The organism is Gluconacetobacter diazotrophicus PA1 5 (assembly GCF_000067045.1).
Classification (GTDB): domain Bacteria; phylum Pseudomonadota; class Alphaproteobacteria; order Acetobacterales; family Acetobacteraceae; genus Gluconacetobacter; species Gluconacetobacter diazotrophicus.
Genome location: NC_010125.1, coordinates 3,771,995 through 3,798,630, shown reverse-complemented (window position 1 = coordinate 3,798,630; position 26,636 = coordinate 3,771,995). Strand labels below are relative to the sequence as shown.

21 protein-coding genes are annotated in these 26,636 nt (G+C 64.7%); 15 read left to right on the top strand and 6 right to left on the bottom strand.

Annotated features, from left to right (window positions below; genetic code table 11):
* Positions 1-140: 140 nt before the first annotated feature.
* Together GDI_RS17590 and GDI_RS17585 are read left to right on the top strand one after the other, a co-directional pair.
* Positions 141-2,426, top strand: coding sequence for a TonB-dependent receptor (locus tag GDI_RS17590; RefSeq protein WP_012228431.1), 2,286 nt, complete (start codon positions 141-143; stop codon positions 2,424-2,426).
* 274 nt (positions 2,427-2,700) lie between these two features.
* Positions 2,701-3,075, top strand: coding sequence for a VOC family protein (locus GDI_RS17585; RefSeq protein ID WP_012228430.1), 375 nt, complete (start codon positions 2,701-2,703; stop codon positions 3,073-3,075).
* Positions 3,076-3,080: 5 nt separating this feature from the next.
* On the opposite strand, the gene GDI_RS17580 is transcribed toward GDI_RS17585, so the two are convergent.
* On the bottom strand, positions 3,081-3,299 hold the full coding sequence (locus GDI_RS17580) for a hypothetical protein (protein WP_012228429.1): 219 nt from the start codon (positions 3,297-3,299) through the stop codon (positions 3,081-3,083).
* 196 nt (positions 3,300-3,495) lie between these two features.
* Positions 3,496-6,153 (bottom strand): TonB-dependent receptor plug domain-containing protein, encoded by a 2,658-nt coding sequence (locus tag GDI_RS17575; protein WP_012228424.1) that lies wholly within the window; start codon positions 6,151-6,153, stop codon positions 3,496-3,498.
* A gap of 541 nt (positions 6,154-6,694) precedes the next feature.
* On the opposite strand from GDI_RS17575, the gene GDI_RS17570 reads away from it, so the two are divergent.
* From GDI_RS17570 to GDI_RS17555, 4 genes are read left to right on the top strand one after another with little or no spacing between them, the layout of a single operon-like run.
* On the top strand, positions 6,695-9,088 hold the full coding sequence (locus GDI_RS17570; protein WP_012228421.1) for a TonB-dependent siderophore receptor: 2,394 nt from the start codon (positions 6,695-6,697) through the stop codon (positions 9,086-9,088).
* A gap of 7 nt (positions 9,089-9,095) precedes the next feature.
* Entirely contained in the window at positions 9,096-9,368 is a 273-nt protein-coding gene (locus GDI_RS17565) for a hypothetical protein (protein ID WP_012228420.1), read from the top strand.
* 20 nt (positions 9,369-9,388) lie between these two features.
* Positions 9,389-10,819, top strand: coding sequence for a PepSY-associated TM helix domain-containing protein (locus GDI_RS17560; protein ID WP_012228418.1), 1,431 nt, complete (start codon positions 9,389-9,391; stop codon positions 10,817-10,819).
* Positions 10,795-11,115 carry a DUF3325 family protein gene (locus GDI_RS17555; protein ID WP_012228417.1) on the top strand — a complete coding sequence of 107 codons (321 nt, stop codon included), beginning with the start codon at positions 10,795-10,797 and terminating at the stop codon, positions 11,113-11,115. The genes GDI_RS17560 and GDI_RS17555 overlap by 25 nt, the downstream gene beginning before the upstream one ends.
* A gap of 293 nt (positions 11,116-11,408) precedes the next feature.
* Here the strand turns inward: GDI_RS17555 and GDI_RS17550 are convergent, their stop codons facing one another.
* A complete protein-coding gene (locus GDI_RS17550; protein WP_012222260.1) occupies positions 11,409-12,245 on the bottom strand; it encodes an IS5-like element ISGdi1 family transposase in 837 nt (278 codons plus the stop codon).
* A gap of 75 nt (positions 12,246-12,320) precedes the next feature.
* Between GDI_RS17550 and GDI_RS17545 the strand changes: the two genes are divergently transcribed.
* The 3 genes from GDI_RS17545 (at position 12,321) to GDI_RS17535 (ending at position 17,622) form a co-directional block, all read left to right on the top strand.
* Positions 12,321-13,478 carry a GAF domain-containing protein gene (locus GDI_RS17545; protein ID WP_012228416.1) on the top strand — a complete coding sequence of 386 codons (1,158 nt, stop codon included), beginning with the start codon at positions 12,321-12,323 and terminating at the stop codon, positions 13,476-13,478.
* A gap of 14 nt (positions 13,479-13,492) precedes the next feature.
* Positions 13,493-16,417 carry an EAL domain-containing protein gene (locus GDI_RS17540; protein ID WP_012228411.1) on the top strand — a complete coding sequence of 975 codons (2,925 nt, stop codon included), beginning with the start codon at positions 13,493-13,495 and terminating at the stop codon, positions 16,415-16,417.
* Positions 16,418-16,509: 92 nt separating this feature from the next.
* On the top strand, positions 16,510-17,622 hold the full coding sequence (locus tag GDI_RS17535) for a metallophosphoesterase (RefSeq protein ID WP_012228409.1): 1,113 nt from the start codon (positions 16,510-16,512) through the stop codon (positions 17,620-17,622).
* A 310-nt stretch (positions 17,623-17,932) separates the two neighbouring features.
* Here GDI_RS17535 and GDI_RS17530 read toward each other — a convergent pair whose 3' ends face one another.
* Complete coding sequence (locus tag GDI_RS17530) at positions 17,933-18,925, bottom strand: IS481-like element ISGdi9 family transposase (protein ID WP_012228405.1); 993 nt, start codon at positions 18,923-18,925, stop codon at positions 17,933-17,935.
* 93 nt (positions 18,926-19,018) lie between these two features.
* On the opposite strand from GDI_RS17530, the gene GDI_RS19895 reads away from it, so the two are divergent.
* The 6 genes from GDI_RS19895 (at position 19,019) to GDI_RS17500 (ending at position 25,356) form a co-directional block, all read left to right on the top strand.
* Positions 19,019-19,669, top strand: coding sequence for a PIN domain-containing protein (locus GDI_RS19895; RefSeq protein WP_012228404.1), 651 nt, complete (start codon positions 19,019-19,021; stop codon positions 19,667-19,669).
* Entirely contained in the window at positions 19,666-20,478 is an 813-nt protein-coding gene (locus GDI_RS17520) for an NACHT domain-containing protein (RefSeq protein ID WP_012228403.1), read from the top strand. Before GDI_RS19895 ends, GDI_RS17520 begins: the two co-directional genes overlap by 4 nt.
* 19 nt (positions 20,479-20,497) lie before the next feature.
* Positions 20,498-21,322: an IS5-like element ISGdi2 family transposase gene (locus tag GDI_RS17515; RefSeq protein WP_012553437.1), complete on the top strand. Its 825-nt coding sequence runs from the start codon at positions 20,498-20,500 to the stop codon at positions 21,320-21,322.
* Between the two features lie 150 nt (positions 21,323-21,472).
* Positions 21,473-22,771, top strand: a complete 1,299-nt coding sequence (locus GDI_RS17510) for a hypothetical protein (protein ID WP_012228402.1) — start codon at positions 21,473-21,475, stop codon at positions 22,769-22,771.
* A gap of 86 nt (positions 22,772-22,857) precedes the next feature.
* On the top strand, positions 22,858-23,850 hold the full coding sequence (locus GDI_RS17505) for an IS481-like element ISGdi9 family transposase (protein ID WP_041249588.1): 993 nt from the start codon (positions 22,858-22,860) through the stop codon (positions 23,848-23,850).
* A gap of 222 nt (positions 23,851-24,072) precedes the next feature.
* Positions 24,073-25,356: a DEAD/DEAH box helicase gene (locus tag GDI_RS17500; RefSeq protein WP_041249587.1), complete on the top strand. Its 1,284-nt coding sequence runs from the start codon at positions 24,073-24,075 to the stop codon at positions 25,354-25,356.
* Positions 25,357-25,435: 79 nt separating this feature from the next.
* Here the strand turns inward: GDI_RS17500 and GDI_RS17495 are convergent, their stop codons facing one another.
* Positions 25,436-26,188, bottom strand: a complete 753-nt coding sequence (locus GDI_RS17495) for a hypothetical protein (protein ID WP_012228399.1) — start codon at positions 26,186-26,188, stop codon at positions 25,436-25,438.
* Entirely contained in the window at positions 26,158-26,412 is a 255-nt protein-coding gene (locus GDI_RS20420; protein ID WP_231854162.1) for a hypothetical protein, read from the bottom strand. Before GDI_RS20420 ends, GDI_RS17495 begins: the two co-directional genes overlap by 31 nt.
* Positions 26,413-26,636 lie beyond the last annotated feature (224 nt).

Here is a 26,636-nt window from a genome sequence, read left to right as displayed (position 1 = left end):
GCGAGCCACTCGCATGTGTCGGCCGCGCCACACATCCCGCGAAAGGCCGTAAAACATTGTCCGGAACCGAAATTCATGTTGCGAATAATTCTCAGTGTCGAATATCACGTGGCCTCGAAATTGCTGTCACCGAGGCCCCCGTGACCCTGTTCCTTCGCCCGTCGCCCGATCACCGGCCCCACGCCGCCGGGTTCGTCCTCCTGACCGTCGCGACCGGCATCCTGCCGCTGGCGCCCGCCCGGGCAGCGGACCAGACCCGGATCCCAAGCCAGAGCCAGAACCAGAACCAGAGCCAGAACCAGACGCACCCCCAAAAAACACCCGACGCCGGCAAGCAGGACACCCCGACCCGGTCCGAAGCCACGAAGGACGAAAAGATCGTGGTGACGGCCAGGCGCCAGAACCAGATGCAGGTCATCAGCGGCGGCCAACTGGGCGTACTGGGGACCAAGAAGGGCCTGGACGTCCCCTTCAACGTCCGCAGCTACACCTCCAGCCTGATCCTGAACCAGCAATCCCAGACCCTGGGCCAGGTGCTGGAGAACGATCCGTCCGTCCGCACCACGTACGGATACGGCAATTTCTCCGAGATGTTCGTGATCCGCGGCTTCCAGATCGACGGCGACGACGTGTCGATCAACGGCCTGTACGGCATCACCCCCCGCCAGCTCGTCTCGCCGCAGCTCTACGACCAGGTGCAGGTGCTGAACGGCGCCAGCGCATTCCTCAACGGGGCCGCGCCCGGCGGCTCGGCCATCGGCGGCAACATCAACCTGATGTTCAAGCACGCGACCGACACGCCGATCACCCAGGTCACCGGCGACTACACCAGCAACGCCCTGGGCGGCGGCAGCGTCGATTTCGGCCGCCGCTTCGGCCGGGACAACGCCTTCGGCTTCCGGCTGAACGTCGCCGGCCAGTCCGGCGAGGATTCCATCGACCACGAACATCGCCATTCCGCCGCCCTGGGCGCGGATTTCGACTGGCACGACGACCGCACCCGCATCTCGCTGGACATGGACTACCAGAACCAGGGCGTGGACTGGGGCCGGCCGGCCATCTTCCTGGGCACCGGCGTCACCGCCGTCCCGCGCCCGGTAGCCCCCGCCGGCAATTTCGGCCAGCCCTGGGCCTATAACCAGTTGAACTACATCTTCGGCATGCTCAACGTCGAACACGACCTGTCCAAGCACGTCACCCTCTACGGCGCGTTCGGCGGCATGGGCGGGAACGAGCAGGGCAATTATTCCAACCCCACCGTCACCGACACCGCCACGGGCGACGGCACCGCCGGCAGCATGTACGTCCCCTACGTGCAGACGAACGAAAGCACCCGCGCCGGCGTGCGCGCCCATTTCGACACCGGCCCGGTCCGGCACGAGATCAACGCCGGCGGCTCCGCCCTGTGGGAGGAAACGGACACGGCCTATTCGATGGCCCTGACCTCGATTTCCACCAACATCTACCGCACGGCCTATACGGCGCCGCTGGCCAACACCTTCAACGGCGGCAATGTCGGCAACCCGCAGCCGATCAACGACACGCGGCTGTACAGCCTGTTCTTCTCGGACACCATGTCCTTCTTCCGCGACCGCGTCGCGCTGACGGCCGGGTTCCGCTACCAGAACATGCTGATCGACGGCTACGACTACGTGCCCTCCGGCCGGGGGCCGGTCAATTCGCGTTACGACCAGGACGCCATCACCCCGGTCGTGGGACTGGTCGTGCACCCGACGCGCCGCACCGCGCTCTATTTCAACCGGATCGAAGGGCTGTCGCCGGGCCAGACGGCATCGGGCAACGTCGTCAATGTCGGGCAGGTGTTCGCGCCCTACAAATCGACGCAGTACGAAGTCGGCGCCAAATACGATACCGGCCGCTTCAGCACGTCGCTCGCGGTCTACGAAATCTCGCAGCCCAACGCCTACACCCAGGCGATCGGCAACACCGGCACCTACCGCTTCACCGAGGACGGGCTGCAACGCAATCGCGGCGTCGAACTGAACGTCAACGGCCAGATCCTGCCGGGCCTGCGCTTCAACGGCGGCGGCACGGTCATCGACGCCGACCTGCGGCGCACCGCCGGCGGCCTGCAGGACGGCCACAGCGCGATCGGCGTGCCCAACTACACGATCAACGGCAACCTGGAATACGACCTGCCCTTCCTGAAGGGGGCGACGGTCGTCGGCCGCGTGGTCAATACGGGCAAGCAGTGGGTCAACACCGCCAATACGCTGCACCTGCCGGTCTGGACGCGCTTCGACCTGGCGGCGCGCTACACCTTCGCGGTCGATCACAAGCCGCTGACGCTGCGCTTCGGCGTCGATAACCTGGCCAATACCCGCTACTGGGCCTCGGCCTTCAACGGCTACCTGCTGGAAGGCCTGCCCAGGACCTTCAAGTTCTCCTTCACCGCCAACCTGTAAAGCCTGACCGGAAATGCGCGCTGGTGGCGATCCGGCGCGCGTTTCCTGTGCTTCGCGGCGGGCGGCCATCCAGGCCGCTCCGCTCCGATGCTCGGAACCACACGACGGCCGTGCCGCTATGCGGCACTCTCGCTCACCAGCCCGCATGTCCGGTCGCACAAGCGTGATCGCGCGATGGCCGGCGACCATGCCACCATCCCCCCGCCCCACATCAGCGGCCGCAGAGCCGCGGCGATGCGCGCATCCGCTGCCCGCCACCGGGGGAGGACAGGCGATGATCGATCATATCTCCATCCGGGTCACCAGCCTGCTGCGCGCCTGCGCCTTCTACGACCGGGTCCTGACCCCGCTGGGTCTGGTGTGCACGGTGCGGGACGGGCTGGAATATGCGGGCTACGGCCTGACGGGACGGGACCCGTTCCTGTGGCTGACCCTGCACGACGCCCCACCGGGGCACGTCCAGATCGCCTTCGCGGCGCACAGCCGCACGGCGGTCGAGGAATTCCACATGGCCGCCCTGGCGGCGGGCGGGCGCGGCCGCACCACGCCATGCCTGCAGACCGACCATGGCGGTCCCTATTTCTCGGCCAGCGTGCTGGACCCGGACCGGCATGAAATCGAGGCGATCTGCCGCACGCCGGGACTCTGAACCGGTTACGCCCGGCCCGACTTCACCCGGCCGCGCGACTGACGAAGCCCCGCATGATGGGCGGCGTGAATCTGCTCGGGCGTCCGCGCCGCCGCGTCGCGGCCCTTGGCCGAGACGACCGGCCCGGCCCCTTGGGCGAAAGAGGCGGATGCGGCGCGCGCGACCTCGCGCGTGGCGACGGCAGGGTCGGGGATCACGGGACCGTGAAGGATGTCGGCCAGCATGACGATCTCTCCGATACGGGGCGCCGCCCGCGATGCCGGGCAGCACGTCCCTTGCGAAACAATAGGACGGAATACCCCCCCGCCCTAATTCTATTTCCGCATGCGGTCATACCGTTGCGTCATGCGTCCCAGAACGACGAAACCCGCGGTTGCAATGCAACCGCGGGCCCCGAAGCGTCGGACTGGAAAAACCGGGTCAAAACGATGCGTTGATCCGGCCGTAGTAGTAGCCGCCGGTGAAGGGGATGCCGGACGAGTTCTGGTCGAACTGGTTGGCGCCCAGGTAGTTGGCGATCAGCGGCAGGCGGCGCGGGCGGACGTTGAAGATGTTGTTCGCACCCACGGCGAAGTGCCAGATGTGGTTCAGGCGATAGCCCACTTCCAGGTCGGTCATCCACGCGGCGGTGTTCTTGAACGACAGCCACTGGGTGTTCGAGTACTGCAGCGCCGCCGGGGCCTGGTCCTCGTAGGTCTGCAGGATCGTGGTCGCGCCATAGCGGGTCTGGCGGACGTTGACGTCCCACTGGCCGATGGTCCAGTGCGCCTGCAGGACGATCTTGTTCTTCGGCGCGCCGTTGGTCAGGTAGGACGCGGTCTGCGCGTTCAGCGCCGGCAGGCCGTTGGCCAGGGTGTTGGTGCGGGTCACCTTCGTGCGGTTCAGGTTGACGCCCAGGCTCAGGTCCACGTTGCCGTACTGGTTCAGGCGCAGCAGGTAGTCGGACATGATGTCCAGGCCCTGCGTCTTCGTGCTGCCGACATTGGCGAAGTAGTTCACGAACACGTCGGAATTGGTGATGCCGGCCGGCAGCGAGGCACCGGTCATGGCGATCGCATTCAGCGCATCGCTGTCACTGAAGGTCGAGCTGCCGAAAATGCGGTCGCGGATGTTGATCTGGTAGACGTCGGCCGACACGTGCCAGCCGTCGACCGGCTCCAGCACCAGGCCGGCCTCGGCGCTGAACGAGCGCTCCGGCTTCAGCGGCAGCGCGCCGACCGACTGGCCCGCGGCGCTGGTGGTCGACAGCAGGCCCGTGGCGCCGGTGGGCGACACGTTCAGGGCGCTGAAATGTTCTTCCGGCAGGGTCGGCGCGCGGAAGCCGTTGCTGACCGTGCCACGGATGGCGATGCGCTTGGTGAAATCGTAGCGCGTCGAGACCTTGCCGTTCTCGGTGTTGCCGAAATCGGTGTAGTGCTCGAACCGGCCCGCGAAATCCAGGTCCCAGTGCGGCAGCAGGTGGAAGTCGCCGTCCAGGTAGCCGGCCCAGATGTCACGGCCCCACTTGCCCGCGTTTTCCGGCATCAGGCCGGCATAACCCTGCGTGCCGCCGATCTGGTAGGACGGCGGATTGCCCGGCCAGATCTGGTACTGTTCCAGACGATGCTCGGCGCCGAAGGCCACCGTCACCGGCACGACGTTGGCAATCTTCAGGCGACGGCGGAAATCCGCGTTGTTCGTCCATTGCGCCAGCGAATACCGCTCGGCCAGCACCGTGGTCGGCGACCAGCCGCAGCCGTCCGTCGAATAGGTGGCCGCGTTCGCCGGGTTCGTGCCGCACACCGTGGGGTCGGTGCTCAGCATGTTCGGATTGGCGGTGTTCTTGTTGCCGATCGTATCGTCATCCTGGCCGTAGGTCGTGCTGACATCCCAGTCGAAGCCCAGGAAATTGTCGCCCTTCAGGCCCAGCGTCGCGGCGAAGTCGTTTTCGTCGATCGTCTCGAGCGGCGAGAAGCCGGCCGGATAGATCTGCGGCGCCTTCGTCGGCGTGCGGTAGTTCTCGTACGCCTCGCTGTGGCGATGGGCGTAGGTGATCTGGCCGTAGAAATCGATGCCCTCGGTCACCGTCTTGCCGAAATTGATCAGCAGGTTTTCGCGCGTCTCCTCCGGCGTGCTCATGATCATGTTCGAATTGCTAGGGAAGTTCACCCCCCCGTAATCCGCGTTGTTCGGGTCCGTACGCAGGTCGGACGCGCCCTTCGGCACCATGTGGTCGGCATGCTCGACCTGTCCGGAAATATGGACATAGCCATCGCCCAGGAAGCTGAAGCCGCCATCGATACCGGTCTGGTACTGCCAGCCGTCGCCGTTATAGGCATTGGCCCCGGTCTGCCCGGTCAGGTTCAGCCCGTGCGCCGTCTTCTTCGTGATGATGTTGACCACGCCCGCGATGGCGTCCGAGCCGTACATGGCCGCCGCGCCGTCACGCAGGATTTCGATATGGTCGATCGCATTCGCCGGCAGCATGTTCAGGTCGACCGGCGTCGAACCCTGCTGCGGCCCCTGGTCGGCATAGATGTTGGCCGTGGTGTGGCGGCGCTTGCCATCCACCAGGACCAGCACTTCGTTCGGGTTCAGGCCGCGCATGCGGATGGACGAGGTCAGCGCGCCCGCGTCGGCGCCCATCGTCTGCTCGGTGATCGACGGGTCCATGCGCGTCAGCGCGTCGGCGAGGTTGACCGCGCCGGTCCGTTGCAGGGTGGCGGCGGAAATGACCGTGATCGGCGCCGTGGAATCGCGGGCATGCCGGTTATAGGCGTGGGTGCCGGTGACGATCACCGCCTCGCCGGCATCCGGCGGCGGCGCATGATAGACGGGCGCGACCGGGACCACGGGCGCCACGGCGGCGGTCGATACCGCGGCAGCCGGCACCACGCCCGGCGTCGCGGCCGAAGCCGTCGCGGCATGCGCCTTGGGGGCGCCGGCCTTCTTCCCGGCCTTCGCGACATGGCGATGACCGGAGGTAGCGGGTTTTTGGGGCGTTGCCGTCTGGGATGGCGCTGTCTGGGCCAGGGCCGCCGACAGGTCAAACTGCATTGCTAAAATCGTGGCCGCGATAAGGCTTCGCCTCAGGGTCATAGACTCAACCGCTCCTGCATACGTTATTATTTAACACTCCCAGTGGAACCGAATCCAACCGGCGCTTCAATACGAAACTGGAATCACTCGTATCGATTCCACAATATATGACATTTTTATCACAGCCGCTGCCGCGCCTCTGACGCATCGGGACCGATCATCCCCATCGAAACGGCCGTGCCCCTTATTGTGTCATAATATTTTTCCGTATCCACCGCCGTCGCAACAATAGCAAAAATCACACAATTCCGCCGTTTCCGGCACCGGACCCGGCCGCCTCGCGCGGGCGATCGATGTCCGCCTTCGTCGTGCCGCAATTATATTGTTGTCGCCAAGCAACGATTCTCCCGGTTCCGGCGGACCGCCCGGAACAGGCAATCCGGGACGGGCCAGCGCCCCGGCGTGCCCCCGGCATGCCGCGCCGCGATGCAACGTGACACGCCCGCCACACGATTCGCCCCCGGCTCATCCCGCAAATTATGATATTGCGAATCAGTCTCATTCATAAGATGGTGCCCCACCCTCGAAAGGACCCATCCCAATGAAGGACCGGCAGACCATGTGGACCAGCGCGCGCAACAGGATCGTGAGGCGGTATCCGCCCCCTGCGTCCGGACAGCCCGCCTTCAGGCAGGGCGCGCGAACCGTCACGCTCTCCCTGACGCTCAGCCCGGTGGTCGCCGGGTTGGTGTTCGGCCTGGGCGCCGCGTCCGCCGCCGACCGGCCCCAGGCCGAGACCGAGGCCGGAACGAAGACCGAGACGAAGGCCGGCACCAGGACCGCCCCGAAGACCGCCCCGAAGGCTGGCACGCGGGCCGCCGCGACGCCCCGCAAGGGTCCGGCGCAGGACGCGGCGAAAGCGAAGGAGGAACGCATCCTCGTCACGGGCCGGAAATCCCCAACCGTCGCGTCCTCGGGCACCAAGACCGACACGCCCCTGGTGGACACGCCCCAGTCCGTCACGGTCATCGACCGCCATGAAATGGACATACGCGGCGTCCTCAGCCTCAGCCAGGCGGTGCGCTATACGGCCGGCATCACGCCGGACCAGCGCGGGTCCACGGCCACGCGCTACGACCTGTTCGCGCTGCGCGGCTTCACGATCCCGAACTTCCTCGACGGGCTCAAGCTGCAGGACAGCCCCACCGGCTACGCCACGGCCCAGATCGACACCTCGCGCCTGGACCGGATCGAAATCCTCAAGGGCCCGGCATCGGCGCTGTACGGGCAGTCCAGTCCCGGCGGCCTGGTCGCGATGTCCAGCAAGCTGCCCACCAGCGCCACGTCCTACGGCAGCCTGGTCGCGACCGGCGGCAGCTTCGACCTCTATCGCGTGGATGGCGACGTCGGCGGCGCGCTGACCGGCAACGGGTTCGTGCGCTACCGGCTGTACGGCACCGCCAACGGCTCGCACAGCCAGCTCAGCCAGACGCAGAGCCGCCGCTACAGCATCAGCCCGGCCGTGACCTTCGGCGGCGACGGCGACACGACGCTGACCCTGCTGGGCAATGTCCAGGACGACCCGCAGAATGCCTCGTACGGATCGGTGCCGCTGGAAGGCTCGCTCAAACGCGCGGCCTTCGGGTACATCAGGCAGAATTTCTACGACGGCGACCCGAATTTCGAGGAATTCAACCGCCGGCAGTGGGCGACGACCTATATCTTCAACCACCGCTTCAACGCCGACTGGGCGTTCTCGTCACGCGGCCGGCACGACGACGTCAAGACGGTCTATGAAAGCGTCTATAGCGAGGGCGTGTATCTCGACCCCGACTATGAGCGCGATTACGCGCAGGAAGCGCTGGGCAATTTCAGCCGGGGCACGGCCTACGCCCGCGAACATCTCCGGAACCTGGCCTTCGACAACCAGCTGACCGGCCATTTCTCCACCGGGCCGCTGCGCCACGCGATCATGCTGGGCTTCGACTACCAGGAAAGCGAGGCGACGGAACTGGACGGATTCGGCTCCGCGCCGTCCATCAACGTGCTGCACCCGGTCTATCGCCAGCAGATCACGCCGCCCGCGATCTCCAACAACTACCTGACCGACCAGCACCAAATCGGCGTCTACGCGCAGGACCAGGTCGATCTCGGCAACCTGCACCTGACCGGCAGCCTGCGCAACGACTGGTACCGCAGCCACCAGCAGGATACCATCGGCGGCAGCTACAGCAGCCAGAACCCGGAAATGATCACCTGGCGCGCCGCCGGCCTGTATCATTTCAAGTTCGGCCTGGCCCCGTACATCAGCTATTCGACCTCGTTCCAGCCGCAATCCGGCGTGGTCTCCAGCAATGGCGGCCAGTCGACGCGCCAGGCGGACCCGACGGTCGGCAAGCAGCTCGAAGGCGGCTTCAAATACCAGATCCCCGGCCTGCCCATCCTGCTGACGGCCGCCGGCTTCCATATCGAACAGACGAACGTGCTGGTCGCGGTCCCGAATTCCAACTACAGCACCGAAAGCGGCAAGGTCCGCTCCGACGGGTTCGAGTTCGAGGCGCACGTGAACGTGTACAAGGGCCTGACCGTCGTCGCCACGGCCAACACCCAGAAGGTCCGCGACCTGTCGACCGGCAAGCCGCTGATCCAGGTCGGCAAGGGCGGCGAGACCCTGTTCGGCTACTACACCATGCCGTCGGGCCGGCTGAAGGGCCTGGGGTTCGGCGGCGGCCTGCGCCACGTGGACAGCGCCTTCGGCGGCACCGCCTCCTATGGCGACATCACGGTGCCGAGCTATACTCTCTTCGATGCATCCGCCAGCTACGACCTCGCCAATCTCGGGCATGCCTTCATCGGCTGGAAAGTCCAGGCCAGCGTCCGCAACCTCTTCAACAAGCGGTACGTCGCAAGCTGCTACGGCTACGCCCCGTACGACGAATGGTGCTGGTACGGCGAACGCCGGACGGCCCAGGCCTCGCTCGGCTTCAGCTGGTAGGGACGCGATGAACCGGCGGATCTCGATCGCGGCGCGGATCGCGGCCGGCACGGCCGGCGGCTACGGCGTGGCGGCGCTGGTCGCCGTGGCCGTGGCCTGCTGGTGGCCGGCCGACCGGGCGCAGGCTTCGGTCGCGGGCACGCTGGCGGCCCTGCTGGCCTGGCCCGCCATCGTGATGGCCTGCTTTCACGCCGGCAGCGCCACGCGGGCGTGGGCGGGCCTCGGCGGCACCGCGATCGTGCTGCTGGCGGCCGCGATGGGTGCCGGGTGGCGGCCGTGAAGCCCGATTTCCGCGCTTCCATGACCTGGCTGCACACCTGGTCGGGCCTGGTCGCGGGGTGGCTGCTGTTCGCGATCGTCCTGTCGGGCACGCTCAGCGTCTTCCGGCCGGAAATCAGCGCCTGGATGCGGCCGGAACTGGCGGGGCGCACCGCCGATCCCGTCACCGCGACCGACGCCGCCGTCGGGTGGCTGTCGGTCCACGCCGCGCGCGCGCCGGCCTGGTTCCTGGAACCCGCCGGCCCCCGCGCCGCCTGGACCCAGGCCGTCTGGGCCGCCGATGGCGGGTTCGTGCAGCGCGCGCTGGACCCGCGCACCGGCAGCCCGGCGGCCATCCGCGACACGCTGGGCGGCGAATTCTTCTACCGCTTCCATTTCGAGCTTCAGTTGCCCTACCCGTGGGGCCGCCTGCTGGCGGCGGTGGCCGCCATGGCCCTGGTGCTGGTGCTGCTGACCGGGATCGTGGCGCATCGCCGCCTCTTCGCCGATTTCTTCACCTTCCGGCCCGGCAAGGGCCAGCGGAGCTGGCTGGACGCCCACAACCTGCTCGGCGTCGCCGCCCTGCCCTTCCACCTGATGATCGCCTTCACCGGGGCCGTCACCCTGGCCACGCTGCTGATGCCGTGGGGGACGCAGGCGCTCTACCACGCCGACCAGGCGGCGGTGCAGCGCGACCTGAACCCGGGCACGGTCGACCGACCGGCCGGCAACCGGCCGGCAACCCTGGCCCCGATCGGGCCGATGCTGCGCGCGGCGCAACAGCGGTTCGGCGGCGCGGGCATCGCGCGGGTGACGGTCCTGAATCCGGCCGACGCGGCCTCGGTCGTGATCATGGTGGCGGGCACGGACAGCGGGATCGGCGTCGAACGCCACGTGATCAGCTTCGACGGCCCCACCGGCCGGGTCCTGGCCGACCAGGCGGAAACCCGGCCGGCCCTCGGCCTGTTCCGCTTCCTCTACGGCCTGCACGTCGCCCGCTTCGCGCCGGGCGTCACGCGCTGGCTCTATTTCCTCTCGGGCCTGATGCTGGCGGGCCTGATCGGCACCGGCCTGCGGCTGTGGACGATCAAGCGCCACCGCCGCGCGCCCGGCTTCGGCACCGCGCTGGTCGAACGGCTGAATGTCGGCTTCATCGCCGGCACCCCCGTCGCCTTCTCGGCCTATTTCCTGGCCAACCGCCTCCTGCCGCCGGACCTCGCCGGCCGATCCCGCATGGAAGTCCGGGCGGTATTCCTGACCTGGGCCGCGATGCTGGTCCTCGCGGCGCTCCGCCCCCCCGCGCGCGGCTGGGGGGAAATGCTGGGCCTGTCCACCCTGTGCTGCCTGGCCGTCGCGGCCGCCGGCAGCCTGACGGGCCATCCCACCCCCGTCACGACAGGCGTCACCCTGGTCGCCCTCGCCCTGGCGGCGGGCTTCGGCTGGGCCGCATGGCGCTCGGCCCCACGGCCATGACCCCCGTGATCACGATCCTCGGCTTCGTCGCCGTCCTGCTGCTGGCCGCCGGCACGCCCAGACAGGCCGCCACGCTCTGGGGCGCCACCCCCCGCGACCGGCGCCCCCATCGGCTGCGCGCCGCCGGCCTCCTGCTCCTGTGCACCGACGCCGCCCTGATCGCGTGCGGCGGGGACCCGGCGCGCACGCTGACCGCCTGGATCGGCCAACTCGGCCTGGACGCGCTGGCGGCCGCGCTCCTCTGCGCGGCCCTGCCGAAACGGCCCCCGCCGCCCCGTAAAGGCGCCCCCCCATAAAGGTGCCGGGCCCGCATGCGACCCGACAGATGCAGCCACGCCGCCGGCGCGATAGTTCTCCCCCCGAAATGACGAAATAACAATTCCGTGCCCGCACGCCCGGCCGGCCATGGCCCGCATTCGCTGAACCATGCGGAAAATCGCCCGGATCGGGCTTCGGCCCACTGTATTGAACCAGCCAGAAATATCACAGATATCAATCTGGAACGGGGCCCGCTTTCCAGTATAATAAGCAATATATTTAATTTTTTCTTGAAGACTGGAACGACCTGAGAGCCCGATCCGAAAGTTCTTCAACCGTGACAATGCCTTGCTGTCCGTCGTGTGAGCATTCGGATCGAGGCGATCAATGTCCATGCGGTTGAGGAAGCAATGGATTGTTCCCAGTCTTTGGCGAGCCGCCTGCACCGTCCCAGCCATGCGAATGTCCGTTCAACCACCCAGCGGCGCGGCAGGATCTGAAAGCCCTTCGCCGTATCGGACCGCCTGATGATTTCAAGGGTCCATTTTCCCATGGAGGCGAGCGCGGATCGCAATTTGTCGCCAGCATAGCCGCCATCAGCGAAGATGTGGCGCAGCCAGGGAAAGCGCCTGCGTATCGCTGCCAGGACATCAACAGCCCCATCACGGTCCTGGATGTCGGCGGCATGAACGAGGAGAAAGATCAGGAAGCCGCAGGTATCCGTCACAATATGGCGCTTGCGGCCCTTGACCTTCTTCCCCGCGTCATAGCCCGAAAGCCCGCCACTTTCCGTGGTTTTCACCGACTGGCTGTCAATCACGCCCGCGCTCGGAGAGGCTTCACGCCCCTCGATCTCGCGCAGGCTCATGACCAGCACCGTATTCATGACTTCGAACACTCCGGCACCACGCCAGGCGTAAAAATAGCGCCTGACGGTCGAGACCGGCGGAAAGCATTTCGGCAGCAGGCGCCACGCACACCCGGCCGAGGCTATGTAGAGCATCGCGTTGACCACCTCGCGCATATCCGTAGTGCGGGGGCGACCGCCCCGTTTCGCCGGGGGTACAAATGGCATGATCAAAGCCCACTCCCCGTCCGTCATATCCGATGGATATCGCAACCCTTCCCGGCTATGTTCACGTCGGGCAATACCAGTCCATGTCACCATTCACTCCATCTCTTCGCAAAGACGGATGAATCACAACAGGCTGGTATTGTTCAAAAACTTTCGGATCGGGCTCTGATGCGTGTGCCGCGTCCCCTGCTACCCGCTTCGCGCCACCTTGCCACGCTGGCGGAAGGCGCGCGGGACAACGGGCAGCGCAAGCGGTTGCAACGGCTGGAGCGGCTGAACGGCTTCAACGCCTTCCTGGCACGCGTCGGCATGGCGTTCGATCCCGCCATGGACGAAACCGCCCTGCTGCACGCGGCATGCGAGGCCGCGACCCGGACCGCGCGCCTGCGGGCCGCCTTCGTCGCCCGGCCGGACGCCGGGGGGGATTTCCATCCGCTGGCGTATAGCGGGCCGGTTCCGCAACTGCACGATCCCGCTTTCTCGGCCAGCCCCGACATGCCGGCGCGTCACGGCCATGTCGGGCGCGCCTGGCATGACAGGCAACCGGTCTTCTGTGCCGATATCGCGCAGGAGGACGATCTGCGGCCCTGGCAGGCCCGGATGCGCAAGCTGGACGTGCGGTCCTGCGCGGCGCTGCCGCTCTGGCGCGCCGGCAGGGTCTGGGCCGTGTTCGGCGTCTATGACGCGCAGGACGATACGTTCGATCCCGCGGTCAGGACGATCCTGCTGGACGCGGTGGCCGGCCTGTCGCGCGCACTCAGGACACAGGACGAACTGCGGTCGCGCGCGGCCCAGATCGACCGGTCGCAGGTGGGGATCGTGCTGCTGCGCGACACGCGCATCCACCGTGCGAACGCCTTCGCCGCCGCCCTGGTGGGCTGCACGCCGAACGACCTGCACAACGCCCCGGCGGACGCGATCCTGGCCGACAGGACCCATGGTCCGCAACTGGAGCGGGCGCAGGCGCAACTGCGCGACACCGGCCAGGCCAGGCTGTCCGGCGTGCATCTGCCCGGGCCGGACGGGCAGGACGTGATCGCCGACCTGTCCGCCGTGATGCTGGACGACCCGCCGGGCACGGATTCGGTCTGGACCATCGAGAACGTGACCGCGCGCGAGGAGACGCAACGCCTGTATCGCGCGCTGATCAACGCCGTGTCCGCCATGCTCGCCGCCGAGGACGAGGCCGAAAAATGCCGCGCCGTATGCGACACGCTGGTCGACGGCACGCTGTTCAACGCCGTCTGGCTGGCGCAGCCCGACCTGTCCGGCCGGATACGCGTGCGGGCCCATGCGGGCAAGGGCGGGGACGTCATCACCGGCTGAAATGGCAAATCGATATGGACGCCGACACCCTGCCGATGACGGTCCGGTCCTGGCGGGAGGAGGACCTGGTCTATACGAACGATCCGGCGACCGACCTTGCCGCGGTCCAGGGCTACTGGCAGATCGCGGACTACCGATGGCGCGGCGTGCTGTCGGTCCCGGTGCTGCGGGGCGGCCAGATCTGGGCCGTCCTGGCCTTCACGACGCAGCGGATCGGCGGCTTCGACGACAAGAGCATCACGCTGTGCCGGCGGGTGGCGGACCTGATGGGCCAGAGCCTGGACCGGCTGGACACCAGCCGCAACCTGGAAAAACTGCGGCACGAGGAAGCCCGGCTCGCCCGGCGCGACGCGCTGACCGCGCTGCCCAACCGGCTGGCGCTGGAGGAATACCTGCCCAAGGCGCAGGAACGGGCCACCGAGCGCGGCATGTCCATGGCGATCGGGCTGATGGACCTGGACGGCTTCAAGGCCGTCAACGATACCTACGGCCACGCGGCCGGGGACAAGGTGCTGGCCGAACTCAGCCGGAGGCTGTGGGAGGCCCTGCGCGAGACCGGCTATGTCGCCCGGCTGGGGGGCGACGAGTTCGTGGTCGTCCTGGAAAACCTCGACGCGGCCACGGCGAACGAACAGGCCGCGGCGGCGCTGGACAGCCTGGCCTCGGTCGTGGCGGAGCCGTTCGTCCTGGACGACGGGAAGACCGCCAAGGTGGGCCTCACCATGGGGGTCGCGCTCTTTCCGCAGGACGGCGACAGGGCGGAGGCATTGCTGCGCCGGGCCGACAACGCGATGTACAGGGCCAAGCAGAACCCGAACAAGCGCGAGGCCAACTGGCATTTCGCGGCCGGCCTCGACGAGGCGCTGGATCTTGAAGACGACGCCGCCGCGGACCTGTTCCCGATCGCGCCTTACGGGACGAAGGCCGCGGACCTGCTGGGCCGGGCGGCCAGGGCCGCCGCGCGGATCGCGGACAGCGTTCGCATGGCCGCGATCCCGGCGATCTGGAAGAAGAGCGGCGGCGCGCCGGTGCTGGCCAATCTGACGCAGGAACAGCACGAGCGCCTGAACGACCGCGAGGCGAAGCATCTGGAATTCCTGGTCGCCCCCACGACGGGCCGGAAGGACGTGCTGGCGGCCGCGCGCACGCTGGGCACGATGTATACGCTGTTCGGCGTCGATCCGGTCGTGTTCGTCGCCGAGCAGAGCGGCTATCTGCGCCTGCTGCTGGCGGAGATGGAGGCCGGCGGCGTCAGCGGCGACGACCGCTACCTGGTGCAGCAGATCGTCGAGGCCCGCTATCGGGACGACCGCAGGATGCGGCGCCTGATCGGGACGGGCGTGCACAAGGCCTATGCCGCGTCCCTGTCCGACGAGGGGGCCGGCGGCGCGTGGGGCCAGGTCAGCGCCGACGCGCTGGCCGCCCTGGCCAGGCTGCCCGGTATCCAGGCGGCCTTTCTGGTCCGCCCCAACGCGGCCGGGGAACTGGTCGCGCAATCCATCGCCGGGCCGTGCGCCCCCGCACTGGACGAGGCGCTGCTGCGCGGCGACGCGCGGCCGGTGATCGCCCGGTCGCATCATGGGGCGCACCATGGGGCGCACCCCGGGTCGCACCAGGGCAGCTTCATCGGCGCCCGGGCCTGGCGCACGGGCGAACGGCAGACCTGTCCGTCCATCGAACTGGATGACGCCATGGCGCCGTGGCACACGCTGATGGCCGATCTGCGGATTCATTCGGCCATGAGCGTGCCCGTCCGGCGCCAGGACGGGACGACGGCGCTGGTGCTGACCCTGTTCGGCGCCTGCCCCAACCAGTTCGAATCGACCGAGATGCGGAAGTTCGCCATTGGATTGCAGGAAAAATGGGAAAGACTGTGGCGGGACGGGCAGGGCATGTCCGCCGAGCGGTCGTCCCACCTGCGCGAACGCCTGTTCTCGGGGGGCCTGCATATGTTCATGCAGCCCGTCATCGACCTGCGCACGGGCCGGCTGCTGAAGGTCGAGGCGCTGGCCAGGCTGAAGGACGCCGACGGCACGATCCTTCCTCCGGCGACCTTCCTGACGCTGCTGGGGCATGACGAACTGGACCGGCTGTTCCAGATCGGGCTCGAACAGGGCCTGGCATGGCTGCAGTCGTGGGACGGAAGGGGCATGTCCACCGAACTGTCGGTCAACATGCCGCCCTCCTGCCTGTCGAACGCCAACATCCTGCGCATGGTCGGCGACATGCTGGACCGCTACAACATCGCGCCCAGCCGGCTGACGCTGGAAGTCCTGGAAAACCAGGCCCTCGATTCCGACAGGCAGGGGACGGTGCTGCGGGATTTCCGTGCGATGGGCGTGCAGATGGCCATCGACGATCTCGGGGCGGGCCACAGCAACCTGCTGCGGCTGTCCGCGACGCCTTTCGACTGCATCAAGGTGGATCGCGGCCTGCTGCGCCATATCCGCGACGTGCCCCTGCAGATCTTCAGCGTCATCCGCTCGCTGCGGGAAATGGGCCACGACCTGCGCAGCCAGGTGGTGATGGAAGGCCTGGAAGACGCCGACATGATCGAGGCCATGCGCCATCTGGGCTGCCGCTACGGGCAGGGATTCGGCATCGCCCGGCCGATGCCGGCGGATGATTTCCTGGACTGGTACCGCACCCGTTCGGACCAGGATCGGAAGGAGGAAGACGGCAGGATTCACAGCGACCTCGGCGCGCTGGCCTATCTGTGGGCGGCCACGCGCGGCCATCCGCCAGCGGAAGGGTTCCACCTGAAGGACGGGCCGCTGACGCGGTGGCTGGAAGGGCGCGGCCGGGACGACCGCGATGCCGTGCGATGGTACAGCATCCTGTCCGCCGGCCCCGTGACCGAGGAAACGGCGCGGGACCTGCGGGAATGGCTGGCGGACCGCGTGACCAACGCCCAGGGCGACAGAGGCGGCCGCGCCTGACAGCGGCCGGAATACCGCGTATCAGGAAAGGCAGGGCCGCTCTCGCGCAGCATCAGGATTTTTGAAACAGCCTTTTAAGGAGCCTGACGACGGTGCGCCTTATCTTCGCTCTCCCCTGCCTGATCGTCATCCTGAACTGGCTGTTGCCGCTGACGCTTCCGCTATGGCTGAAAGTGCCGGCGGCCATTCTGCTGCTCGTGGCGTCCCAATATCATTTCTGGTCCCGGCTTTCCTCGGGCTCCGTGTTCGCGCCCGAATTCCCCCGTCCCCTCGTCATCGCGTTCAACTGGGCCTTCGGGGCCATCCTGTTCCTGGCCCTGTTCCAGATCGCGCTCGATCTCGGCGCCCTGGCCACGGCGCTGGCGCGATGGCGACTGGTCCCTATTCCCGATGCGGCGCGCGAAGCGGCCGGCGGCCTGGCCGGCCTGCTCGCCGCAATCGGCGTCGCCAATGCGGTACGCGTCCCCCCGATCAGGGACGTGACGGTCACGATCGCGGGCCTGCCGCCATCATTCGAAGGCTATCGACTGCTCCAGTTGAGCGACCTGCATGTCAGCAAACTTTTCCCCACGGCCTGGAGCCAGGCGGTGGTGACACGGGCCAACGCCGCCGCGGCGGACCTGATCGTGGTGACGGGCGATTTCATCGACGGCTCGGTGGCCATGCGCCGCACCGACATCGCGCCGCTGCAAGGATTGCACGCCCCGGACGGCGTGTTCGCGGTCCCCGGCAATCATGAATATTTTTTCGACTATGCCGACTGGATGCGCCATCTGTCGGATCTGGGCCTGCGCATGCTGGCAAACACCCACGCCGTTGTCACACGTGAAACCACACACCTGGTCGTCGCCGGCGTGACCGACCTGTCCGCCCCCGGACACGGCCATGCCGGCCCGAACCTCGACGCGGCGCTCGAAGGCAGCCCCCCGGGCGCCCCGGTCGTGCTGCTCGATCATCAACCCCGCCACGCGCGATCCACCGCCGAACGCGGCATCGCCCTTCAACTGTCGGGCCACACGCACGGCGGCATGATCCCGGGCCTCGACCGCCTCGTCGCACGCGGCAACAACGGCTTCGTCTCCGGCCGCTACACCCTCGGCACCATGACCCTCTACGTCAGCAACGGCACCGGCCTATGGCCCGGCTTCGCACTCCGGCTAGGAAAGCCCTCCGAAATCACCCGTTTTTCCCTGCGCTCGGAGTAATCATTTTACTGATGCCTGATGCCTGATGCCGAAAAGTCCATTCCTCAACCCCGGACTGTCGATCAGTTTTTCCGCATTGGTCAACCGGGCCGCTTTCGCCTCATGTCGGCCATTCAGGCCCATGCACCGGTCGCCCGAAAGCCGACATAAGCTGTACATCAGCTGTACATCCGCTTTTCAGCTTGAGGTCGATACCAGCTTGGTCGCTGTCGAGAATTGAAGCAGAAAAGCTGCCGGTCACGAGCATTATAGGGAGCATTTTCACTTTCTGTAACGGGCCTTCAGCAGTTAACCGTTCCCGACCGCCTCCCTAGCTGTTTTGTCCCGGGATTTGGTGGTGCGGATTATGTATGAACCGTGATGGTTCTTTTTCCCACTGCTGACAAATGAATTCATATGGAGTGAGGCCGCGCAGGGTCTTGAGCCTGCGGGCGAAATTGTAGGCGGTAACGAAGTCGGCGAGGTGTTGACGCAACTGGTCATGTGTTTCGTAGTAGAAGCGCTTGACGGTGGCGTCCTTGATCGTGCGGTTCATCCTCTCGACCTGGCCATTCGTCCAGGGATGTCGCGGCTTTGTCAGTCGATGCTCGATATCGAGATCAGCACAGGCCAGTTCAAAAGAGTGGCACCGGAACAGGACACCATCCGCCCGCATGGCCTTGATGTCTTCGGGTGTCCATCCATTGCCGGCCGGATCGGTAAAATGCGTGCCGTTATCGGTCAGCACGGTATGGATGCGGTAGGGAACCGCAGCGGCCAGAGCACGCAGGAAGTCACCGGCAACGCGACGTGTCGCTTTCTCGTGCAATTGGACAAAAGCGAATTTCGAGGTCCGGTCGATCGCCACCAGAAGATAAAGGCGCCCCATTTCAGTGCGGACTTCAGCAATGTCGATGTGAAAATAGCCGATCGGATAACTCTTGAACTTCGACCGTCTTGGTTTGTCGCCTTCGGTCTCGGGCAGGCGGCTGATCCCATGGCGCTGAAAACAACGGTGCAGGGAAGATCGCGTCAGATGCGGGATCGTCGCCTGAAGCGCATAAAGGCAATCATCAAGAGGCAGCAGGGTATGGCGACGGAAGGCCACAACGATCGCTTCTTCTTCGGTCGACAGGATGGTTGAGGATGCGACCTTCGGACCGGTGCGTCGATCCGACGTATCGGTCCGCCCCTTCCATTTGGCGACCGTCTTCGGGTTGATCCCGTAGCGTTTCGCCAGAACCCTCAGGCTCTCTTGACTATGTTGTATCGCTCGACGGACTGCCGCTGTCGTCGTGGCGCTTCCGTGGTGAACCTGGCCCATAGCGCATCCTTCCACTCATGTGAAAATAATGCACCACCAAATCCCGGGACCAAACACCTAGCCATGGGTCCAAAACCGAGCTAAATTCTCCCTATGAGTCAGTCCCTGCGGATCACCACCGTCACCGCTTTTATAGATTGGAACTCGCAGATCCACGCTGCGCGTGCTGCCCCCGGTGCGTCGCCGGTGGCCCTCGGTTACCATACGCTTCGTTATGTTGGACGCACAATTGGCCGAGTCCTTACTGGCGTCGACAATACCGCACGCTTCGATGTAACTTTGAGACTTTATCATGGATGGTATCGGGGCTTCGAGGCAACGCCCCGACGAAAGGCAATGACTGAAGTTTTCGCGGCGGCAGACTTTGTATCCCTCTCGAGCCAGGCAAATGTAGTAATCCGTTCTGTGCTGAACTTCGGTGACGCATTGTCATCGGCGACTGCAGCTCGTTATTTTCCTAGGCTAGGATGTCATATCCCTAATACTGTGCGCAAAGACATCAACAACAAAGATGAGATTGAGGAGAAGATGGTCGATACGGCGATTGCGAGCGAATTCGTCGATCTTGCCCATCGTGAGCCGGATCGTTGGCTTATGCTCGTCGGTGAGGATGACGACCTCGTCCCGCCAACGTATGTCGCCGAAGGTATTCGTGGAGGACGAGGAGGAAAAGTAATCCTTGTTCGGAGCCGAAACGATACCCCGTTCCTCAAACTTGATCAATTGAGGTATACGCCATCATGACGCCCGAAGCCCTATTGAATGACCTCTCAATGTTCGCGGATCTTGGTACCTCTCCGCCGCAGTTGGTCGAGGTCGATGACTCGCTTGTGGTCCGGCTTGTTCGGGACGGTCAGCCTATAACACTTACCGTAGCAGCCGATGGGCGCGTCCGTGAGAACATAGAGGCCAACGAGCGTCGTCACGCAAACTTTCGTGCACTTCTGGCCTCGTCGGGCTGGGCCAACCTTGGAAAATGGGCCGACAGTCAGCGCACCCTTCTCCAGGAACGTATCGCAGGGGATACGATTCCGATTGCGGGGATGCTGGCGCAGAGCCAGGAAGAAGGCGGCGTTGCCCTCATTGACGATACCCTCGCGTCGGGTAGCGACGACGGAACTGAGCCCCGCACTCTTGTCCTGCTGATTGACGGACCAGCGGGCATTGGCAAGACAAGCCTGATCCGCTCACTCTCCTACAATCGAGCAGTCAACTTCCGCCGCGATCAGCGTCCACTTATTCTTCATGTGGAAAGTCGTGGAAGGATGCTGCAAAACATTACCGATCTGATGGCTTTCAGTCTTCAGACGTTGCGGCTTTCTGTAACCTACGACCAAGTGCCAATCCTCGTCCGGCATGGTCTCATCACCCTTGCGATCGATGGATTTGACGAGCTGGGCGACCCGAATGGCTATGATCTGGCGTGGGCACAGGTAAACGAGCTCGTCGTTGAAGCGCGCGGCCAAGGACGGGTCATTCTCGCAGGGCGGGAAACGTTCATCGGGCGTGAACGTATGAAGAAGGCTCTTAGAGCCTGTTTGGAAAGTCGCTGAAGTGTGATTCAAGCTCTGGATGTGGACGCCAGAGCAGAGAGGCCGCATGGCCAGGATTACCCGCAAGACGAAGCGTTATCCGTCTGATATGACGGAGGAGGAATGGGCGCGCATCGCGCCACTGATGCCCGAGCCGGGACGCACGGGGCGTCCGCGCGAGATCGAATTCCGCGAGGTGATCAACGCGGTTCGTTACCTGGTTCGATCCGGCTGCGGCTGGCGAATGCTGCCGATCCATTTCGGGCATTGGCGTACGGTCTATGGTTGGTTCAGGGAATTGGCCCGGCGGTTCCTGTTCCAGACCATTCATGATGTGGAACTGATGCTTGACCGGGAGCGCTCGGGCCGTGAAGCCAGCCCTTCGGCCGGAGTGATCGACAGCCAGAGCATCAAGGCGCCGCACGCGAAAACAAGAGGTTACGACGCTGGAAAGAAGATTGTCGGGCGCAAGCGGCATATCGCCGTGGATACGGACGGACGCCTGCTGATGGTCAACCTGACGCCGGCGGACATCTCCGACAGCGCCGGAGCGCAGATGATCCTGGACGCGATCCGCAAGCGCTGGCCGTGGGTCAAGCATCTATTCGCGGACGGTGCCTATGACCGGCTCCAGTTGATGGACAAGGCTGCCTACCTGGACTTCGTCGTCGAGGTGATCCGTCGCAGGGACGGAGCGAAAGGCTTTGAGGTTCTCCCCCGGCGCTGGGTCGTGGAGCGAACCTTCGGATGGATGACCCGATGGCGACGCCTCGTGCGCGATTACGAGCGTCGCATCGATGTCTCACAGGCCATGATCTTCGTCGCCATGGGCGCCAATCTCACCCGAAGAAACGCTCATCCATGACTTTCCAAACAGGCTCTTACTGCACTCGACGAAACGGTTGATCAGCTTGAAGCCTATACGCTGCGTCCCATCGGGCCCAACACCGCCCGGTCTTGGCTGGCTGGCAAGGGTTGGTCAGACGAATTACTCTATTCGGAAGCGGTCAATCCGTTGTTCGAGCCTGATTCCTACGCCCTTCGTCCATTCTTCCTTTCCGAGCTAGCTCGCGATGGGGTGGCGCAGCAGATCCAGGATGGTGACATTGGCGATCTCCTGTCCTTCCTGATTTTAGCGATGACAAAACGAGAGGCGACGAAGTTCGGCCGAGATGTTGAGGCAGTCACGACGACAGAAAGTCGGGCTGAATTCATCACGCAAGTTATGGAGGAGATCGCGCGCGACCTAGCAGAGAATCAGTCAAGCGCCATCCCCTCAGAAACTGTCGCTTGGCTGGCTGAAATGTCAGCGGAAGATATTGTGCCAATCAGTCTCAGCGGTATCTTGAGGAATCGATCAGGCGTGCTCGCTTTCCTTAAAGATGACGATCGGCGCGGCTATAAGAATTTCGTTCATGAACAGGTATACAACTACTTTCTGTCACGCGTAACGATCCGATCTGTCGCCCGAGGTGAAGTCCCAAAATTTATCCGTCGAAATATTCTGGGTACCGACTTTCTCGAGGCCTTCGCCGACGCGTTTCGTCTGATCAATAACGAGCAGGCTGACCAGTTTGTTCAACGGGCATTGGAGAATCTTAAAATTCTCGGCGAGCAGGACCGAGCCAGGCAAAATCTCGGATCGCTCGTCATGAGCGCATGCTGCGTTTACACACCCTCCGGCGTCCCAGTTCTCCAGGATCTATCGATCGACGAAGTCTTCCTCGCGGAAACTGTGGCTCACATGCAACTTGAGGGCGTAGTGATCAATCAACTGACAGCCGTCGGCGCGGACATGCGCGCGCTCAATTTCGATGAACATTGCGCAATTGTCTCGCTCATTTCCGATGAAGGCACAATTCCCAATCGAAGCTTTCCGCCGCCAACTGTGGTGTCGCTTCCGACAAGAACGACTTATGATCCTGTAGAGATCCTCGATTGGCTGCGCCATAAGTACAATACTTCGCGCATACAATCTGGAAATAGTCTAAATGATCTACTCAGCAATTTTGGCCTTTTCGACCTTCTGGCGAGAGTCGCTCGTTACAAACCTTTCTGGATCAAAGATAGCGATGAAAAGGGGGCTCGTCGTATCCTCGACGATGAGAATTGGCCGATTCTGAAGAATTTCATGACGAAATACGACCTTTTGGTGGAGCGAACTGACATTCAAGCATCAGGCCGACCTGCTCCATTCTACCACATCAAGAACCGAGCGGCGTTGATGAACCTTGATGATGTACGTAGGGGTATGCCGGACTTCTTTCACGACTTACTCAAAGCTAGCTTCGAGATCGAACACGCGAGGGATTAGGCGGTCACCAATCCAGAGTCACCGGCTAGATGTTTGGTCCCGGGATTTGGTGGTGCATTATTTTCACATGAGTGGAAGGATGCGCTATGGGCCAGGTTCACCACGGAAGCGCCACGACGACAGCGGCAGTCCGTCGAGCGATACAACATAGTCAAGAGAGCCTGAGGGTTCTGGCGAAACGCTACGGGATCAACCCGAAGACGGTCGCCAAATGGAAGGGGCGGACCGATACGTCGGATCGACGCACCGGTCCGAAGGTCGCATCCTCAACCATCCTGTCGACCGAAGAAGAAGCGATCGTTGTGGCCTTCCGTCGCCATACCCTGCTGCCTCTTGATGATTGCCTTTATGCGCTTCAGGCGACGATCCCGCATCTGACGCGATCTTCCCTGCACCGTTGTTTTCAGCGCCATGGGATCAGCCGCCTGCCCGAGACCGAAGGCGACAAACCAAAACGGTCGAAGTTCAAGAGTTATCCGATCGGCTATTTTCACATCGACATTGCTGAAGTCCGCACTGAAATGGGGCGCCTTTATCTTCTGGTGGCGATCGACCGGACCTCGAAATTCGCTTTTGTCCAATTGCACGAGAAAGCGACACGTCGCGTTGCCGGTGACTTCCTGCGTGCTCTGGCCGCTGCGGTTCCCTACCGCATCCATACCGTGCTGACCGATAACGGCACGCATTTTACCGATCCGGCCGGCAATGGATGGACACCCGAAGACATCAAGGCCATGCGGGCGGATGGTGTCCTGTTCCGGTGCCACTCTTTTGAACTGGCCTGTGCTGATCTCGATATCGAGCATCGACTGACAAAGCCGCGACATCCCTGGACGAATGGCCAGGTCGAGAGGATGAACCGCACGATCAAGGACGCCACCGTCAAGCGCTTCTACTACGAAACACATGACCAGTTGCGTCAACACCTCGCCGACTTCGTTACCGCCTACAATTTCGCCCGCAGGCTCAAGACCCTGCGCGGCCTCACTCCATATGAATTCATTTGTCAGCAGTGGGAAAAAGAACCATCACGGTTCATACATAATCCGCACCACCAAATCCCGGGACCAAACAAATAGTGTCGAGCGAAGGCAGTCGTGGAATATGACAGCCCGCTCCGACGCTGGGCCCGGCGGTTCAGCGGGCAAGGTCTGCGACGGGCGCTAGCAGAGGGAAAAACCACCCCCCCCCCTCCCCTCCGCGTTGACGCGGTGCGGCATCACCCGTAAAAGGTCCGCGTTCCGAACCAGCGAAGCCCGACCAGGCGCAGCCTTACTCAGCGCCGGAGGCGCCGCTTGACCATGTCCATGACATTTGCCGACCTCTCCCTGGCGCCGACCCTGCTGCGCGCACTGGCCGAGGAAGGGTATGCCAACCCGACCCCGATCCAGGCCCAGTCGATCCCGATGCTGCTGGAAGGCCGCGACCTGCTGGGCATGGCCCAGACCGGCACAGGCAAGACCGCCGCTTTCGCGCTGCCGCTGCTGCATCGCCTTGCCATGGCCCCCCGCCCGGCGCCCAAGGGCGGCGCCCGCGTCCTGGTCCTCGCGCCCACGCGCGAACTGGTCTCCCAGATCGCCGACGGCTTCACAAGCTTCGGTCGCCATCAGCCGCCCAGCGTGACGACGATTTTCGGCGGCGTCAGTCAGTTCCATCAGGTCAACGCGCTCAAGGCCGGCGTCGACATCATCGTGGCCGCGCCGGGGCGGTTGCTGGATCTGATCGACCAGGGCCTCTGCGACCTGTCGCAACTCGAGGCACTGGTGCTGGACGAGGCCGACCAGATGCTCGACATGGGCTTCGCCAGGCCGATCGAGCGCATCGTCGCGACGCTGCCGAAGGATCGGCACACAGTGCTGTTTTCGGCAACGATGCCGAAATCCATCGCCGCGCTGGCCGAAAGCCTGCTGCGCGATCCGGCGAAGGTCGAGATCGCCCCGCCCTCGACCACCGTCGACCGGATCGAGCAGTCGGTGATGTTCGTCGATGCCGCCGACAAGAAGGCGGCGCTCCTGTCCATGCTGCGGACGCCGGGAATCGGCCAGGCCGTGGTCTTCACCCTGCAGAAGAACATCGCCAACGAAGTCTGCGCCTTCATCACCGAGGCCGGCATCACGGCCGAAGCCCTGCACGGCAACAAGTCGCAGGGCCAGCGGGAGCGCGCGCTGGACGCCTTCCGCGCCGGAACCGCGCAGGTGCTGGTGGCGACGGATATCGCGGCGCGCGGCATCGACGTCGATACGGTGACGCATGTTTTCAACCATGACCTGCCGAGCCTGCCGGAAAGCTACGTCCACCGCATCGGCCGCACCGGCCGCGCGGGCCGCAACGGCTTCGCCATCACGCTCTGCGATGCCGAGCAGCGCGCCTGGCTGCGTGATGTGGAGCGGGAAATCGGTCGCGCCCTGATCGTTCAGGACGATCACCCGTGGCATTCCGAAGCGGCGCGGAACTCGACCATGCGCCCCCCCGTGCTGGGCGGCGCGCCGCCCAAGGAAGTCAAGCCGCAGAAGAAGCGCGAGCGCAAGGTCTGGACCGAGGAAGAAAAGAACGCCGCGCGGGCAGCAGCAGCCCGGACGGCTTGAGAGGAAGCCTGATCAGGCTGGCGGACGGGTCACGAAGGGTCCCGGGCACCCGACCCGGCCAGCATTTTCAACCAGGCTCTCAAACGCACCGCCTGGGCCGGTGGTACAGCACGCCGTCCAGCAGCGCATCCATCTCGGCCCTGACGAGGGGATCGAGGCAGGTGGCGACATAGGCCCGGGCGCGCCGCCTGACCGTATTGGCCATGCAGGGATGGATGTCCCGCCCGTCGCCCTCCTTCATCGCGTCCGCCAGCGCCATGTGCCGTTGCACCGCCATCCGGGCGATGTCGAATGCCAGCTTGTTGACGATGGCGCGGAATTCGCTCCGCCCGAATTCGGACCGGCAGCCCGACAGATGCGCGTGGGCGTCGGCATAGAGCGGGATGGCCGGGCGTGCGTCGCAGCGGTGGAAATGCCGCTGGTGCCAGGCCCGCGCGGCATCGTGCTCGCGCTGCGCGGTCTCGAACTCCCGCCGGCCCGCCTCGTCGTCGCGGATCAGGGCATGGACGGCCCACGCCGCCAGCCAGGCGCTGGCGAAATCGGGATAGTCCTGCCGGTTCCAGGTCGGCTCCCGCCCGGGTGATCCGATGGCGAAGCGGAAATGCCGCTGCCCGTCGACGCCGTACAGGACGCAGATCGCCGGATCGGCGCCGGGGTCGCGCCCCAGGACCAGGATATGGCCCGGGTCCCCGGCATGCATGTGGCGCTGCATCGTGAACAGGTCGAACAGCGCCTCGTCATCGGCCGATCGTTCAACATGCGCCTTGACGCAGGCCATGAACAGCGGGTTGCGCACGCCCGTCACCCCGCGCGGACAGAAATCGAAGCCCACCAGCGCGACATCTTCACCAGGTGGAACGCCAGCTCATTACGCAGCCGCACGAACTCGGGCCGCGCCTCGCCGCCGTCGCATAGGCGCTGCACATCGCCGAAGCGCCCCACCAGCGTGTTGATCCGCAGGGCAAAGGGGCGGCGCGGATCGAAATACTCCAGGAACAGGCCCGGGCGGGAATGCGCCAGATGCCAGTCGGCCGTACACCCCGTGGTTTCGCTCATGGTCGGATCGGCCTCCATGCAGGAAAGGGAAAGGCGGCATCGTCCCCGCACGGGGAACGATGCCGCGTGAGTTGTCACGGCGACAGGGTTGGGAAATCGACACTCGGTCGGGCAACGCCGTGAGAACCCGACCGTATTGCGATCGACTATCAATTGCAACCACCTTTCGACGACAGCCGGGCGTGCGCATTTACACATTGCAATTGCGAGGCGATCGCAATTAG